General features: G+C 72.8%; 14 protein-coding genes. 5 read left to right on the top strand and 9 right to left on the bottom strand.

The window, feature by feature from the left end:
- Positions 1-43 precede the first annotated feature (43 nt).
- The gene (locus AB0M18_RS17410; RefSeq protein WP_365758717.1) at positions 44-1957 is read right to left on the bottom strand and encodes a ricin-type beta-trefoil lectin domain protein; all 1914 of its coding nucleotides are present in this window, start codon (positions 1955-1957) and stop codon (positions 44-46) included.
- A 214-nt stretch (positions 1958-2171) separates the two neighbouring features.
- On the opposite strand from AB0M18_RS17410, the gene AB0M18_RS17415 reads away from it, so the two are divergent.
- The gene (locus AB0M18_RS17415; protein ID WP_365758719.1) at positions 2172-3470 is read left to right on the top strand and encodes a family 16 glycosylhydrolase; all 1299 of its coding nucleotides are present in this window, start codon (positions 2172-2174) and stop codon (positions 3468-3470) included.
- Positions 3471-3553: 83 nt separating this feature from the next.
- Here AB0M18_RS17415 and AB0M18_RS17420 read toward each other — a convergent pair whose 3' ends face one another.
- From AB0M18_RS17420 to AB0M18_RS17440, 5 genes are all read right to left on the bottom strand, one after another.
- On the bottom strand, positions 3554-3964 hold the full coding sequence (locus tag AB0M18_RS17420; RefSeq protein ID WP_365758721.1) for a hypothetical protein: 411 nt from the start codon (positions 3962-3964) through the stop codon (positions 3554-3556).
- Positions 3961-4689, bottom strand: a complete 729-nt coding sequence (locus tag AB0M18_RS17425; RefSeq protein WP_365758723.1) for a 2-phosphosulfolactate phosphatase — start codon at positions 4687-4689, stop codon at positions 3961-3963. The genes AB0M18_RS17420 and AB0M18_RS17425 overlap by 4 nt, the downstream gene beginning before the upstream one ends.
- The gene (locus AB0M18_RS17430; protein WP_365758725.1) at positions 4689-6326 is read right to left on the bottom strand and encodes an ABC-F family ATP-binding cassette domain-containing protein; all 1638 of its coding nucleotides are present in this window, start codon (positions 6324-6326) and stop codon (positions 4689-4691) included. The genes AB0M18_RS17425 and AB0M18_RS17430 overlap by 1 nt, the downstream gene beginning before the upstream one ends.
- A 167-nt stretch (positions 6327-6493) precedes the next feature.
- The gene (locus AB0M18_RS17435) at positions 6494-6802 is read right to left on the bottom strand and encodes a hypothetical protein (RefSeq protein WP_365758727.1); all 309 of its coding nucleotides are present in this window, start codon (positions 6800-6802) and stop codon (positions 6494-6496) included.
- Positions 6803-6930: 128 nt separating this feature from the next.
- Entirely contained in the window at positions 6931-8247 is a 1317-nt protein-coding gene (locus AB0M18_RS17440) for a M14 family metallocarboxypeptidase (RefSeq protein WP_365758729.1), read from the bottom strand.
- A gap of 229 nt (positions 8248-8476) precedes the next feature.
- Between AB0M18_RS17440 and AB0M18_RS17445 the strand changes: the two genes are divergently transcribed.
- The gene (locus AB0M18_RS17445) at positions 8477-10027 is read left to right on the top strand and encodes a M1 family metallopeptidase (RefSeq protein ID WP_365758730.1); all 1551 of its coding nucleotides are present in this window, start codon (positions 8477-8479) and stop codon (positions 10025-10027) included.
- 87 nt (positions 10028-10114) lie between these two features.
- Here the strand turns inward: AB0M18_RS17445 and AB0M18_RS17450 are convergent, their stop codons facing one another.
- Positions 10115-10666, bottom strand: a complete 552-nt coding sequence (locus tag AB0M18_RS17450; protein WP_365758772.1) for a GNAT family protein — start codon at positions 10664-10666, stop codon at positions 10115-10117.
- 47 nt (positions 10667-10713) lie between these two features.
- Between AB0M18_RS17450 and AB0M18_RS17455 the strand changes: the two genes are divergently transcribed.
- Both AB0M18_RS17455 and AB0M18_RS17460 read left to right on the top strand, forming a co-directional pair.
- Positions 10714-11316, top strand: a complete 603-nt coding sequence (locus tag AB0M18_RS17455; protein WP_365758732.1) for a TetR/AcrR family transcriptional regulator — start codon at positions 10714-10716, stop codon at positions 11314-11316.
- Between the two features lie 195 nt (positions 11317-11511).
- On the top strand, positions 11512-12117 hold the full coding sequence (locus tag AB0M18_RS17460) for a hypothetical protein (protein ID WP_365758734.1): 606 nt from the start codon (positions 11512-11514) through the stop codon (positions 12115-12117).
- A 12-nt stretch (positions 12118-12129) separates the two neighbouring features.
- Here AB0M18_RS17460 and AB0M18_RS17465 read toward each other — a convergent pair whose 3' ends face one another.
- Both AB0M18_RS17465 and AB0M18_RS17470 read right to left on the bottom strand, forming a co-directional pair.
- The gene (locus AB0M18_RS17465) at positions 12130-12990 is read right to left on the bottom strand and encodes an oxygenase MpaB family protein (RefSeq protein ID WP_365758774.1); all 861 of its coding nucleotides are present in this window, start codon (positions 12988-12990) and stop codon (positions 12130-12132) included.
- A gap of 269 nt (positions 12991-13259) precedes the next feature.
- Positions 13260-13748: a hypothetical protein gene (locus tag AB0M18_RS17470; protein WP_365758736.1), complete on the bottom strand. Its 489-nt coding sequence runs from the start codon at positions 13746-13748 to the stop codon at positions 13260-13262.
- 173 nt (positions 13749-13921) lie between these two features.
- On the opposite strand from AB0M18_RS17470, the gene sph reads away from it, so the two are divergent.
- Positions 13922-14932, top strand: coding sequence for a sphingomyelin phosphodiesterase (gene sph, locus AB0M18_RS17475; RefSeq protein ID WP_365758738.1), 1011 nt, complete (start codon positions 13922-13924; stop codon positions 14930-14932).
- The last annotated feature ends 142 nt before the right edge of the window (positions 14933-15074 follow it).

Consider the following 15074-nt stretch of genomic DNA (forward strand, 5'->3'; position numbering starts at 1 on the left):
CTCCAGGAGAGAGGGGTTACGGGTGCGGGTGGCTGCTGGTTCGTCAGGAGGGCTGGTGGGTCCACTTCTGGTTGGCGGCGCCGGTGCAGGACCAGATCTGGGTGCGGGTCCCGTCCGCCGAGCTGTTGCCGGTGACGTCGAGGCACTTGTCCGCCGCCGTGTTCACGACGTCGTGTGTCGAGGCGTTGTACGACCAGCGTTGCGCGCCCGTCCCGTTGCAGGTGTAGAGCTGGACCTTGGTGCCGTCGGCGGTCCCGGCGGCGGTGACGTCGAGGCACTTGCCGAGGGCCCGGATGCTGCCGTCGGCGGCGAGGGTCCACCGCTGGGCCGTGGTGCCGTTGCAGGTGTAGAGCTGCACCGGGGTGCCGTCGGCGGTGGCAGCGCCGGCCACGTCGAGGCACTTGCCGGCGAGACCCGTCATCGGCCCGGTCGGTGCGCTCGCCGTCGTACCGGACCAGGTGAAGGTGGCGGTGGTGCGGGCCGGCAGGTTGTACGTGAAGGACTGGCCGGCCCAGTCGACGCGGACGGACTGGGCGGAGGCGCCGCCGTTGTGGGCGATGAGCGCCTTGGAGCCGTCGGGGTTGCGCCAGGCCACGTTCTGCACGGTGGAGTCGGCCGTGGAGGCGATGCGGTACGCGCCGGGGCGCACGAACTTGGTGAGGTGGCCGGTCGTGTAGTACTCGATCGTGTAGTCGACCTGACCGGCGCGCGGGCCGCCCTCCTGGACCGTGATCAGCCCCGTGCAGGTGCCGCAGCCGCCGTTGTGCGGGCCCATGTCCTGGTTGAGCGCCAGGCTCCACTTCGTCAGGCTGCCGCTCCAGTTGCGGGCGTAGGAGACGATGTCCTTGAGGTCCTCGTTGTGCTGGTCGCCGATCCAGGTGCCGCCGGAGTGCTCGGTGCTGAACTGCTTCACCGTCGGGTACTGGTCGTGGACCTGGCTGCCGACGGCCGGGTCGCCGAAGTAGCCGTGCCAGGCGATGCCGCCGAACAGCGGATCGTTGCGCACGCCCGCGTCGTCGAGGACGCCGGAGCCGAAGCCGGCGTAGTCGCCGTAGTTCCAGTCGTGCACCAGGACCTTGGTGGTGATCCCGGCGGCCCGGAAGGCCGGGTAGAGGTGGTTCTTGGTGAACTCGACAAGACCGGAGGGGTTCCAGCTCATACCCGGGTAGTTCATGGCGGTGGGGTTGCTCGCCTGGCAGCAGTTCGGCTCGTTCTGGACGGAGAGGTAGTCGACCTTGACGCCGGCCGCCTGGTAGCTCTGGACGTACTTCACCAGATACTGGGCGTAGAGCGGGTAGTACTCCCACTTCAGCCAGCCCATCTGGTCCATCCGGCCGTTGTCCTTCATCCAGCCGGGCGCACTCCACGGCACGGCCTTGAGCCGGAGCGCCGGGTTGAGCTGCTTGGCCTGGACGGTCAGCAGCCGCACGTCGGTGTCGTAGCCGTTGGTCCCGAAGTCGTTCAGGTCGCAGCAGGTGTCGTCGAGCGAGACGTTGCCGGGCCGGGAGAGGTCGGAGGCGCCGATCGGGTTGCGGACGAAGGAGAGGCCGATGCCGTCGGTCGGCGAGAACAGCTTCCGCATCACCTCGTCGCGGGTGGCGCCGCTGATCGCGCCGCCGCGCAGGAGGTAGGCGGTGGTGTCGGTGATCGACGCGCCGCCGCCCTCGAACTGCTGGTAGGTGGTGTTCTCGTCGACGCTGATGGTGCGGTTGGCACTGCCGCCGGCGGGACCGAAGGCGATCGGCGTCTGCGGGGCGAGACCCCGCGTGACCGTACGGCCTCCGGCGTCGGAGGTGGTGGTCAGCCAGACGTCGACCCGCTCACCGGCGGCCTCGGCGACGCCGGGACCGGTCATGACCAGGCCGCTCGTGAGGAGGGCGCCGGTCAGGAGGGCGGCGAGGCGGCGGGGGCGGCGCCCGGCGCGGGCGCCGAACCAGGATCTGATTCTGTAATGCACCTGACAGACCTTTCGATGGGAGCCCAGGCCTTCGGGCTTTCTTTAAGGTGTGAAGCTATGGAGGCCGCTCACACTCGTCAACCCCTCCCGCATACAACTCCCGAACACAGAACACCGGTTGGGGCCGGATTCAGCCCAAGGTCTTGTCGGCTTGGTCCGGACCATGGCACTCTTCGTTGCCGTCCACGACTCCCCACCGTCGGCGGTGACAACGATGTCCGCACCTCCCTCTCGACGATCACGGCTTCTCCTCGCCCTCGGCCTCGGATGTGCCACCGTGGCCGCCCTGGTCAGCCCCACGGCACAGCCGACCGCGACCGCGGCGGCCTCGACGACCACGGCAGCCTCGTCGGCCGCGGCCGCGGCCGACGTCGGCGTCCAGGCCACCACGTTCAGCGACGAGTTCAACGCCCCGGCGGGCACGCCGGTCGACGGCTCCAAGTGGAACCTGGAGACCGGCGACAACGTGAACAACCACGAGCGGCAGTACTACACGAACTCGACCCGCAACGCCGTGCACGACGGCCAGGGCAACCTGGTCATCACCGCCCGGCGCGAGAACCCGGGCAACTACAACTGCTGGTACGGCCGTTGCGAGTACACCTCGGCCCGCCTCAACACGTCCGGCAAGTTCACCCAGACGTACGGCACCTTCGAGGCCCGGATCAAGATGTCGCGCGGCCAGGGCATGTGGCCCGCGTTCTGGATGCTCGGCAACGACATCGGCAGCGTCGGCTGGCCGCAGAGCGGCGAGATCGACGTCATGGAGAACGTCGGCTTCGAGCCCAACACCGTGCACGGCACCATCCACGGCCCCGGCTACTCGGGCTCGGGCGGCATCGGCGCCGGCTACTCGATCGGCTCGCCGTTCGCGGACGGCTTCCACACCTTCCGCGTCGAGTGGGCGCCGGACAAGCTGGTCTGGAAGGTCGACGGCGTCACCTACCAGACGCGGACGTCCGCCGATCTCGGCGGCCGCGAGTGGGTGTTCGACCACCCGTTCTTCCTCATCCTCAACCTTGCCGTCGGCGGCTACTGGCCGGGCGACCCCGACGGCAGCACCCCGATGCCGAACACCCTGACCGTCGACTACGTACGGGTCACCGACGACCAGCCGGCCCCGCCGACCGGCACCGGCGGCCCGATCACCGGCCTCGCCGGCAAGTGCGTCGACGTGGCCGGGGCGAACCCCGCGAACGGCACCCCGGTCCAGCTCTACGACTGCAACGGCACCGCGGCCCAGCAGTGGACCGTGAACGCCGACGGCTCGATCCGCGCGCTCGGCAAGTGCCTGGACGTCACGGCCGGGTCCACGGCGGACGGCGCCAAGCTCCAGCTGTACGACTGCAACGGCACCGGCGCCCAGAAATGGCGGGTCGAAGCGGCCAAGGACATCGTGAACGTGCCCGCGGACAAGTGCCTCGACGTCCCGAACAGCAACTCGGCCAACGGCACCCGGCTGCAGATCTGGACCTGCAACGGCACGGCGGCCCAGAAGTGGACCGTGGGCTGAGTTCCCGGTCCCGACAGCATGACGACGGCGTGAAGGCCCGGTCGACGGCGGTCGACCGGGCCTTCACCCGTTTCCGCGTGTGCCTACGGCACGAAGCGCAGCGCCCACTCCGCGCGGTTCGCCACCGTCAGGTCCGCGTCCTCCGTCAGCGGGCGCAGCAGGCGCTCCGCGCTCTTCGGGTCGGCCTGCACCAGGTCGACGATCTCGGCGGCCAGGCCGTCCTGGTCGTCGCCGAGGTCCACGGCGGAGGCGCGGACCAGGACCGGGAGACGGTCGGAGCCGCCGAGGGCGGCGATGAGGCCGCCGAGGAGTTCGCGGCCGTAGGAGTTGCGGTCGGCGACCGCCCGGTCGAGCTCGGACTCCAGGCGCGGGAGCAGCTCCCGGTCGCCGGTGGCCGCGATCTCGTCGGCCAGGTCGATCGTCTCGTCGACGTCGGCGTCGAGATCGTCGAGCATCGCGACGAGGCGCGTCACGCGGGGGTCGTCGGTGGTCATCGTGCTGCCTCCTGGAAAGCGCCGTCCACGAGGACGGGGACGGCGGTCGACGCGTCGATCTCGGCGGCCACCTCCACGTCCTCGGGATAGCCGTACTCGTACAGTTCACGGCCCGACGCGCAGCCGTGCAAGGCGGCGACCGGGTCCTCCGTGGCGGTCCACAGCGTCGCCGCCGCGGTCGCCTCGGGCGTCAGGACGGCGTCCCGCCGGACCTCGCGGAGGGCCGCCAGGACCGCACCGGCGCCGAGCAGGTCCTCCAGGGCGGGGCGCAGCGAGCCGTCGGGCCACCGCTCGCCGGAGGCGATGACGGCGACGCCGGCCCGGGGACGTGCGCCGAGCCGGCGGGCGACGGCGGTGGCATTGCGCAGCGAGGCGGCGACGACGGTCGCGCCGGAGTCGGCGGCCCCGGCGGCGATGGTGGAGCCGTTCGGGGAGGGCAGCACCAGACGCTCCGGGACCGGCGCGGCGCGCAGCGCGGCCGGGGAGAGCGACCACGGATGCTCGGGGGTCGCCGCGCGGCGCCCGACGGCGAGGACGGCGTCCTGCTCACGGGCGTACGCGGCGGCGGTCTCGTCCCGCCGGCGGTACGGGTGCACGACGGCGCCGCGCTCCACGGCGACGCCGACGGCGGTCGTGAACGACAGCACGTCGACCACGACCACGTACATGGCGGAGGAGGCGAGGGCGCGCGCCTCGACCGGCCCCCACCCGAAGGAGACCGTCATCAGAGCTCGGTGACCTTGCCGTCCGCGACCTCGATGCGGCGGGTGGTGCGCACTGCGTCCAGCATGCGCCGGTCGTGGGTGACGAGCAGCAGGGTGCCGTCGTACGAGTCGAGGGCCGACTCCAGCTGTTCGATCGCGGGCAGGTCGAGATGGTTGGTCGGCTCGTCGAGGACGAGCAGGTTCACGCCCCGGCCCTGGAGCAGGGCGAGCGCGGCGCGGGTGCGTTCGCCGGGCGAGAGGGTGGTGGCGGGCCGCAGCACGTGGGCGGCCTTGAGGCCGAACTTGGCGAGCAGGGTCCGGACGTCCGCCGGCTCGGTGTCGGGGACGGCCGCGCAGAAGGCATCGAGCAGGGTCTCGGTGCCGTGGAACAGCTTGCGGGCCTGGTCGACCTCGCCCACGACGACGCCGGGGCCGAGGGCCGCGTCGCCCGAGTCCAGCGGCAGCCGGCCGAGGAGCGCGGCGAGCAGGGTGGACTTGCCGGCACCGTTGGCGCCGGTGATGGCGACCCGGTCGGCCCAGTCGATCTGGAGGCCGACCGGCCCGAAGGAGAAGTCGCCGCGCTTCACGGCTGCCTCGCGGAGGGTCGCGACGACCGCGCCGGAGCGGGGCGCGGCGGCGATCTCCATGCGCAGCTCCCACTCCTTGCGGGGCTCGTCGACGACGTCGAGGCGCTCGATCATGCGCTGGGTCTGGCGGGCCTTCGCGGCCTGCTTCTCGCTGGCCTCGCCGCGCAGCTTGCGCCCGATCTTGTCGTTGTCGGTGGACTTGCGGCGGGCGTTGCGGACGCCCTTGTCCATCCAGTTGCGCTGCATGAGGGCGCGCGATTCGAGGCCCGCCTTCTTGTCGGCGTACTCCTCGTACTCCTCGCGCGCGTGCCGCCTCGCGGTGGCCCGCTCCTCCAGATAGGCCTCGTAGCCGCCGCCGTAGAGGGTGATCTGCTGCTGGGCGAGGTCGAGCTCCAGGACCTTGGTGACGGTGCGGGTGAGGAACTCGCGGTCGTGGCTGATGACGACGGTGCCGGCGCGCAGCCCCTGGACGAAGGCCTCCAGGCGTTCGAGGCCGTCGAGGTCCAGGTCGTTGGTGGGCTCGTCGAGCAGGAAGACGTCATAGCGGGAGAGGAGCAGGGAGGCGAGTCCGGCGCGGGCGGCCTGGCCGCCGGAGAGCCCGGTCATCGGCTGGTCGAGGCCGACGGTGAGGCCGAGCGAGCCGGCCACCTCCTCGGCGCGCTCGTCGAGGTCGGCGCCGCCGAGGTCGAGCCAGCGCTCCAGGCTGACGGCGTACGCGTCGTCCGCGCCGGGCGTGCCGTCGACCAGGCCCTGGGTGGCCTCGTCCATGGCCGCCTGCGCGGCGGCCACGCCGGTCCGCCGGGCCAGGAACGCCCGGACGGTCTCCCCCTCGCGCCGCTCCGGCTCCTGCGGCAGGTGCCCGACGGTGGCGGTCGGCGGTGACAGCCGCAGCTCGCCGTCCTCGGGGGTGTCGAGCCCGGCGAGCAGCCGCAGCAGCGTGGACTTGCCGGCGCCGTTGACGCCGACGAGGCCGATGACGTCTCCGGGGGCGACGACGAGGTCGAGCCCGGAGAAGAGGGAGCGTTCGCCGTGGCCGGCGGCGAGGTCCTTGGCGACGAGGGTGGCAGTCATCAGGGGATGAATCCTAGGCGAGAGTCGCGTCGGACCCGTCCTGTCGGGCCCCCGGGGCCCCCGAGGCCCGGATACGGAGCTCGCCCGCCCCGGAGCCGTACGGCTCCGGGGCGGGCGAGCGGATCAAGAACGCCGGGCGGGTTCCACCGGGGCCCGCCGGACAGGTCCTAGCGGGGGAACGGCTTCGGCGCGGTGTCGTCCGCGGCCTCGCAGGCCTTGGCCTTCCGCTCCAGGGCGGCGGCCTGGTCGCGGGCCTTGCGGGCCGCGGCCTTCTCGCCGAGGCGGTCGAGCTTGTCGGCCTTGCTGCGCAGCTGGGCGGCCTGCTTGCGCAGCTCCTCCACCTTGCAGACGACCGTCTTGCCGGCCGCGTGGGCGGTCGGGGCGGTCGCGGTCTGGCCGAGCAGCAGGCCCCCGGCCAGCAGCGTCGTGGCGGCCAGGGCCGTCAGGGTGCGGCGCAGCGGCGTCGCGTTCGTCATGGTTCACTCCAACTTCCGGGTCGTTAAGGCCCGTTCAGGTATGGTCAGTACCGATTGGCGACCCTAACCCGGAATGATCATCCGACCCGCACGCCACTGACGCCGCTCACCGCCTTCTCACCACCCCCTCAACACCTCTCCACAGGCTCTCCGCGGGTGAGCCCGTAGGCGGCCCGCGGATCGAGCAGCAGCGGCACCAGGGCTCGCTGGGACTGGCGCAGCGGGACGAGGGCCCCGCCGCCCTCACGGTGGACCACCAGGACGCCGTGCAGGTCGAGTTCGTCGCCGGCCTCCGCGTACTGATCCTTCGTCAGGCGGTAGGCGCACGGCGGGTTCTGGAGGATCTCGGCCGGTTCGGCGGGGTCGTTGTCGGCTCCGCCGAGGAGGACCGGGCCGCGGTCGGCGAACCCGGTGTGGCGGGCCCGGGCGGTGGCCGCGGCGAGCCGGCCGGCGCGTTCCTCCACGTACCCGAACGCACCCTTGAGCGCGGCGCGTTGGGTCGCGACCCGGCGCCGGTGGTTGCGGGCGGGGTCGTCCTTCTCGGCCGGGTCGAGGGCGTCCTCGCGGGTCTCGACGAGCAGCCCGACGGCGTGCTTGAGGCCCGCCGTGTTGCGCAGGATGCGCTCCTGGCCGTCGCCGGCGACCTGCTTGACCGGCTCGCCGGTGTAGGGGTCGGTCCAGATGCCGTAGATGCCGCTGCTGAAGCCGGCGCGCCCGGCGGCGGGCCGTACGTACGTCTCGGAGAGGGTGTGCGACTCCGCGTGGACGGCGGGGTCGGTGTTGAGGTTGCGCGGCCAGAGGGCGAGCAGGTCCTTGTCGTAGTACGGCGGGGTGGCACCGTACTCGTGGAGGTCGTAGACCAGTTCCGGCCGCCGGTCGCGGATGACGGCGGCGAGGGCCCGCGCCTCGGCGGTGCGCAGCGCGAGGTGGTCGCGGTTGATGTCGGTGCCGGCGCTGTTGCCGCGGGTGTTCGCCTCGCGCCCGTCGGGGTTGGCGGTGGGCACCACGAGCAGGGTGGTGCGGGCCAGGAGGCGGCGGGTGGCCTCGCTCCGGTCGTACGCGAGATCGCGCACGGCGCTCAGACAGGCCTCTCGGCCGGAGGGTTCGTCGCCGTGCTGCGAGCAGATGAGCAGCACGGGCGTAGGACCGGTGCCGAGCGTGGCGAGCCGCAGCGGGCGCCCCTGCGCGGTGGTGCCGATGGTGCGGACCGCGAGCCGCCGACTGCCCCGGTCGACGGCGGCGAGGAAGGCCGTCTCCTCGGCCCCGCCGGTCCACCGGGCGCCGCCGCTCTCCTCGAAGCCGGTGCGCGGTGGCGGGGGCGGGAGCGCGCTGCCGGAGGCCGGGGTGGGGGCGGCGAGCAGCGGAAGTCCCAGGGCGGCGACGCACGCCGAGACCAGGAGCGCGCGCCGCGGGGTGCGGGGGGTGCGGGTCGTCCTCATCGACATGGGGCGGAACGTACCGCCGTCGACTGCCGCGCAAAAGAGGGCCGTCACGGACAAGCGGTGCGGATGAGACGCCCGGAACGGGAGGTTCATGTCGGCCGAATGGCGATCATGTGACAGGGGGTGCTCTGGACGTGACGGGCCGTCGGGGCCCTGAATAGTGTCGGCAAGGACCGACGACCACCTGTGCGTCTTACCTCTCTTCGACGACCGGACCACCAGGAGAGCACCCGTGCACCGCAGAATCATCGTTCCGAGCGCCCTCGCGGCCTCCCTGATGCTGGCGATCCCGGCATCGGCGGCCGACTTCGAGCCGGGCGCGCCAGGCATCGGCGACTCCTACTACCCCGCCAGCGGCAACGGCGGCTACGACGTGTCCCACTACGACCTGCGGCTGAAGTACCAGCCCGCGACGGACCTCCTCGAAGGCACGGCGACGCTCGTCGCCACGACGAAGCAGAACCTGTCCCGCTTCAACCTCGACCTCGGTCTGAAGGCGAGCGAGGTACGGGTGAACGGGCGCGTGGCGACGTTCACCACCTCCGGCGAGCACGAGCTGGAGGTCACCCCGGCCACCCCGCTCGCGAAGGGCAAGTCGCTCTCGGTCGTGGTCCGTTACGCGGGCAAGCCGTCCGAGCTGAAGATCGGCGGCTGGACGGCCTGGCACCGCACCCCGGACGGCGGCGTGGCCGCGCAGGAGCCGGATTCGGCCGTCTGGTGGTTCCCGTCCAACGACCACCCGCTGGACAAGGCCACCTTCGACGTGTCGGTACTCGTTCCGGACGGCACCCAGGCGATCAGCAACGGCGTGCTGCAGTCGCAGTCCACCAAGCTGGGCTGGACCCGCTTCAACTGGCGTTCCAACAAGCCCCAGGCCACCTATCTGGCAACGCTGGCGGTCGGAAGGTTCGACATCACGACCGACAGGACGGCCAACGGCCTGCCGGTCGTCAACGCCTACAGCAGGGACCTCGGCGACAACGACGGCGCCGCGCGGGCCTCGATCGAGCGCACGGCCGAGGTCGCGGAGTGGCTGGAGTCGGTCTACGGCCCGTACCCCTTCAACTCCCTCGGCGGCTACGTCCCCAATGTGACCAGCGGCTATGCCCTGGAGACGCAGACCAGGCCGTTCTACAGCCCACGGCAGTTCGCCAACGGCTCGAACGTGTCGGTGGTCGTGCACGAGCTGGCCCACCAGTGGTACGGCGACAGCGTGTCGGTCGCCGACTGGAAGGACATCTGGATCAACGAGGGCTTCGCCCGCTACAGCCAGTGGCTGTGGTCGGAGAAGGAGGGCGAGGGCACGGCGCGGGAGCTCGCGGACTACGTGTACCGGTCGCGGGCGGCGGACGACCCGTTCTGGACGGTCAGGCCGGGCGACCCGGGCGCGGAGAACCAGTTCGACGTCGCCGTCTACGAACGGGGCGCGCTGGCCCTCCAGGCGCTGCGCGACGAGGTCGGCGACGAGGACTTCTTCGCGATCCTCAGGGGCTGGCCGCAGGAGCACGCGTACGGCAACGCGCGGGTGGCCGACTTCGTGGGGTACGCGGAGCGGATCTCGGGCAGGCCGCTCGCCGGTCTCTTCGACACCTGGCTCTACCAGCCGGTGAAGCCGGCGGGCCCGGCGGCCGCGGAGGCCGGAGTGGCCGCGGAGGCCGGACCGGCCGGCGCTGACGGAGCGGCGGCCGCCGCGGGCACGTCAACGAAGCCCGTACCGCCGAAGTCGTGGAAGAAGATCGCGGCGACGAACTCGATCCACGAGCACGAGCACGGCGGGCGCTGACCCGCTCCGCGCGGCACGGACCGGCGCCCTCGCCCCACGGTCGGACGGGACGGGGGCGCCTCGCCATGCCGCGAGGAAGTTTCGGGCTCAGGCGCGGCGGGCCTGCCACTCGCGGGCGAGGACGCCCCAGAGCTGCTTGTCGTGCCGGGCGCCGCCGTACGGCCAGGCCTCGCGGCGGGTGCCTTCGAGGGTCATGCCGAGCCGTTCGGCGACGGCGGAGCTGCGGACGTTGTCGGCCCGGCAGTGCCACTCGGCGCGGTGCAGCCCCCGCTCGCCGAACGCCCAGTCGAGCAGCAGGGCGCAGGCCCCGGTGATCAGACCGTGCCCCTCCCCCGCCGGCTCCAGCCAGCAGCCCAGCTCACAGCCGCCGGAGGCCGCGTCGAAGGCGACGAACATGACGCCGCCGACGAGGGTGCCGTCGAGCCGGATGCCGTAGAGGCGTCCGCCGTCGGCCGCCCGGCGCTCGCCGTACCGGACGAGGGTGTCACGGGCGCCCGCGACGTCGTCGGTGACGAAGGCCGGGCCGACCCACGGCCGGATGTGCTCGCGCGCCCGGTCCAGGTGGGCGGCGAACTCCTCGGCGTGCCAGGCCTCCAGTGGGCGGAGCTCGGCGTTGTCCCGCAGCGGGAGGGCGAACATGCTGACCCCATTCACACAACAAGCGTTATGACTATTACCGTAGCAGCATGGCACGCACCAAGGGAGACCACGAGGCCCGGCGCCGTGAAGTCTCCGAAGCGGTCTGGCGGGTCCTCGCCGCGCAGGGCTTCGACGGGCTGACCCTGCGCGCGGTCGCCGCCGAACTGGGCGCCACCACCGGACTGCTCACCCACTACTTCCCGGCCAAGCGCGACCTGGTCCGGCACGCCCTCGACCTCCTCGACGAGCGCACCGCCGCCCGGCCGCGTCGCGCCGGCGGCGAGGGCCTGGCCGCCGTGCGCGCCGCGCTGCTCGACATCCTGCCGCTCGACCCCGAGGCCACGGCGAGCAACCGGATCTGGGTCTCCTCCTGGGACACCGCCCTCGCCGACCCGGCCCTGAGCAGCGACCACGCCGCCCGCTACACCCGCGGCCGGACCCGCCTCGCGGAGCTGATCGCGACGGCCCAGTCGCGTGGCGAGCTCCCGGCGGGCGACCCGGCCCGCCTGGCCGCCGGCGCCCAGTCCTTCGCCCTCGGCCTGGTCGTCCAGGCCCTCCTCGCCCCGGCGGAGTTCCCGCCGGAGCGGCAGGCCGGGCTGCTCGACGACTACCTCGCCGCCCTGGCCGCCGGTCCGCCCCTGTCCCCGTGATCGCGTAGGGTCCCGGCATGCGGCACGGCACGGGCGCCCAGGGGCGGAGTCAGGGGCACAACACGCGGGAATCGACGCGGAGTTCGAGACCTGCGCACCCGATGCCGGGATCGACACCGCGATCGACGCCGTCGACTCGGTCCCGCCGGCGCTCGCGGCCCCGTAACAAGCACCAGGCACAAGGGAAGATGACGCATGACACCGATCACCGGGCTCGACCTCACCGGATTCAGCGCGCTGGAGCCAGGAGTGTGGACCGACGGGCAGGGGCTGCTGCTCTCCGTCCACTTCTTCGACCTCGTGCCCGACCTGCCCGCCTCGCTCGGCGAGCCGGACCGGCTCCGGCACGGTCTGGCCCGGTCGGCCGCCGGTGCGGGCGCCGGTCTGATCGAGGCCGAGCTCGGCGAGGTGGACGCGCTGCCCGCGGTGCGCCAGCTGGTCAAGGTTCCGCTGGCGCAGGGCCACGGGCAGGCCTTCGTCGGCTCCTGGACGATCCCGCGGGACCGCTGCAGCGCCGTGGTGAAGGTGCAGGCCGGCGAGGGGCGCAGGACCGGCCTCCGGGAGGCCCTGATACTCAACGAGGTGGGCCCGATGCACTACTTCACCGCCCACCCCTACGGCGCGGACATCACCGGCGGACTGCCGTCCCACGCCGCGGACGACGAGCGCTGGGACGCCCGCTTCCCCGACCACCCGCTGACCCGGGTACGGGCCGCGCTGCGCCGGATCACCCCGAGCCTGGCACTCCACGAGAGCTTCAAGGGCCTCCCGCCGTTCGCCGCCCCGGCCGCCCTGTCGTAGGGGGCCGCCCGGTCATGGGCCGCCGGACCAGCGGCCCCTCCGGGCTTCGGCTCTGGCCTCCGCCCTGGCCTTCCTGGCGAGCGGGAGGTAGCGGAGCCGTTCCGGCAGGACCGGGACGACCGCGCGGACGACCCGGCCGAGGCGGCGCAGCCGGCGTTCCTGGGCGGGGGTCCACGCCAGGCCGATGGCGGCGCGGGCCTCGGGCGGCATCAGGCCGACGGTGAGGAAGGCGCGGGCGCGCAGGAAGGGCCGGCGGAGCAGCGGCCAGAGCGCGCGCAGGGCGAGACGGACGGGGAGCGGGCCGCGGTCGGGGGCCGGGACGGGCAGATCGGTGGCGAGCAGCTCGCGGACGACGACGGTGGCCTCGAGCTCCTCGTCGAGGATCCGGCGGTAGTACGGCCAGAAGTCCTCGATCGTCTGCGGCATGTCCCGGTCGTGGATGCCGAGGATCCGTCCGACCTGGAGCCACTCGGCGTAGAGCAGGCGTTCCTGGGCCTCGGTGAGCGGGCGGAAGAGGTAGCCGAGGCTGTGGCGGAAGACGGGGTAGCCGGTGGCGTGCACCCACGCGTAGTAGGCGGGGTCGAGGGCGTGGTAGCGGCGCCCGTGGGCGTCGGTGCCGCTGATCGTCTTGTGGAGCGCGCGCAGTCTGCGCCCCTCCTCGGCGGCGTGCTCGCCGCCGTAGATCCACAGCTGGAGCGAGCGCAGGGAGCGCTCGCCGCGGCCCCACGGGTCGGTGCGGAAGACGGAGTGGGCGTCGACGCCGGCCCCGACGGCGGGGTGCGCGACCTGCAGGGTGAGTGCGGCGGGCAGCATCATCAGGGCCCGGATGTCGCCGGCGAGGGTCCACAGCGCGCCGCCGACGGGCGGCGGCACGGGCTCGGGACGGCGGGCGGTGTCACGGCGCGGGGCGGTGACGGTCACCGGGCGCGCGTGCTCGACGTCCTCGCCTTCGAAGCGCTGGTCGTGGCCGTTGTCCGTCAACGCGGTCTCCCTCTCCTTCTTCCAGGCTGCCCAGGTCGCGCCGGGCGGGCAAGCGTGCTGGCGGCGCGGGCGTCTCCCACCCGGGCGTGGATACGACGCGGGGCCGCGGCCCGGGCCTGCTGAGCGGCCCGGGGCGCGGCCCCGTACGGGTGTGCGGTGCGTCAGGCGCGGTCGGCGCCGACCGGCTCGCCGACGATGCGGCCGGCCAGGGAGTGGGCCCAGGCGTCGACGTCGGCGGAGAGCTCGCGCTCGGCGGCGGCGCGCTCGGCGGCGATCTTCTCGTGACCGGCGGCGAGGATGGCCTCGCGCTCGCGGACGCCCTCGGCGCGGGCGGCGGCGATGGCGGCCGAGCCCTCCTCGGTGGCCTGGGAGCGGATGCGGGCGGCGTCGTGGCGGGCCTCGGCCAGCTCGGCCTCGTACTGCTCGCGGATCGCGGTGGCCTCGGCGCGCAGGTCGTCGGCGCGCTCGGTGCCGCCGTCGATGGCGTCCTCACGCTGTTCGAGGGTCCGCTTGATCTTCGGGAGGATCCCCTTGGCCAGGATCAGGAAGGTGAGGCCGAAGAGGACGGCACCGAGGATGAGCTCCGCCCACACCGGGTTCAGGGGGCCCAGGTCGGTGGGGAAGATCTTCGAGTTCTGCGCGAGGGTCATGAGCGCATCTTACCTGGTCGCGAAACTCGCAATTCGGGCAGATGTCCGAGAGTTGGCGCGATTGTGCGAGCGACGCAAGATTCGTGGCATCCGATGGCTACCGGAAGGTAACCACGGCTGATTGTATGTGCCGCGCCCGAGCCCAACCCCCCACTCTCTCTTGGGAGTTTCACGTGCCGATCACCGCTCTCCGCCGCATACCCGGGGCGGCCCTCTCGATCGCCCTGGCCGCCGCCACCCTGACCGGGACCGCCACCGCCGCCTCGGCCGCCACCACCGTGGACACCGCGGCAGCCGCCGCGACGCCGAGCCTGAAGGTGCTCACGTACAACGTCTTCCTCTTCTCCAAGACGCTCTACCCGAACTGGGGCCAGGACCACCGGGCCGCCACCATTCCCACGACGTCCTTCTTCCGCGGCAACGACGTCGTCGTCCTCCAGGAGGCCTTCGACAACTCCTCCTCCGACGCCCTGAAGGCGAAGGCTGCCGCGGAGTACCCCTACCAGACCCCGGTCGTGGGCCGTACGAAGTCGGGCTGGGACGCCACCGGCGGCGCCTACTCCACCACCACTCCGGAGGACGGCGGTGTGACGCTCCTCAGCAAGTGGCCGATCGTGCGCAAGGAGCAGTACGTCTACAAGGACGCCTGCGGTGCCGACTGGTACTCGAACAAGGGCTTCGTCTACGCGGTGCTCGACGTCGACGGCACCAAGGTGCACGTGGTCGGCACGCACGCCCAGTCCACCGACCCGGGCTGCTCGGCGGGCGAGGCGGCGCAGATGCGCAGCCGGCAGTTCAAGAACATCGACGCCTTCCTCGACGCCAAGAACATCCCGGCGAACGAGCAGGTCATCGTCACGGGCGACATGAACGTGGACTCCCGCACGCCCGAGTACGGCACCATGCTCACCGACGCGGACCTGGTCGGCGCGGACGCCCGCGTCGGGCACCCGTACTCCTTCGACACGGCGCTGAACTCGATCGCCCACGACCGCTACCCGACCGACCCGCGCGAGGACCTCGACTACGTCCTCTTCCGGGCCGGCCACGCCCGCCCGGCGGGCTGGACGAACAACGTGATCCCGGAGACGACGGCACCCTGGACCGTCTCCAGCTGGGGCACGCGGTACACGTACACCAACCTGTCCGACCACTACCCGGTGACGGCCTACTCGGCGGGCTGACCGCCCCCGCCCCGCCCCGCCCAGGCCGCGAGCGGCTCGGCCGGGGGGGGGGGCGGGGCCGGGTCGCCGCCGGGGGGCGCCGGCGCCGGGCCGCTCGCCCGCCAATGGGGGTCGCGGGCGGGGGGGGGGGAGGGTGGGAGGG

This window comes from Streptomyces sp. NPDC051909, assembly GCF_040681095.1.
In the GTDB taxonomy this organism is placed as follows: Bacteria; Actinomycetota; Actinomycetes; order Streptomycetales; family Streptomycetaceae; genus Streptomyces.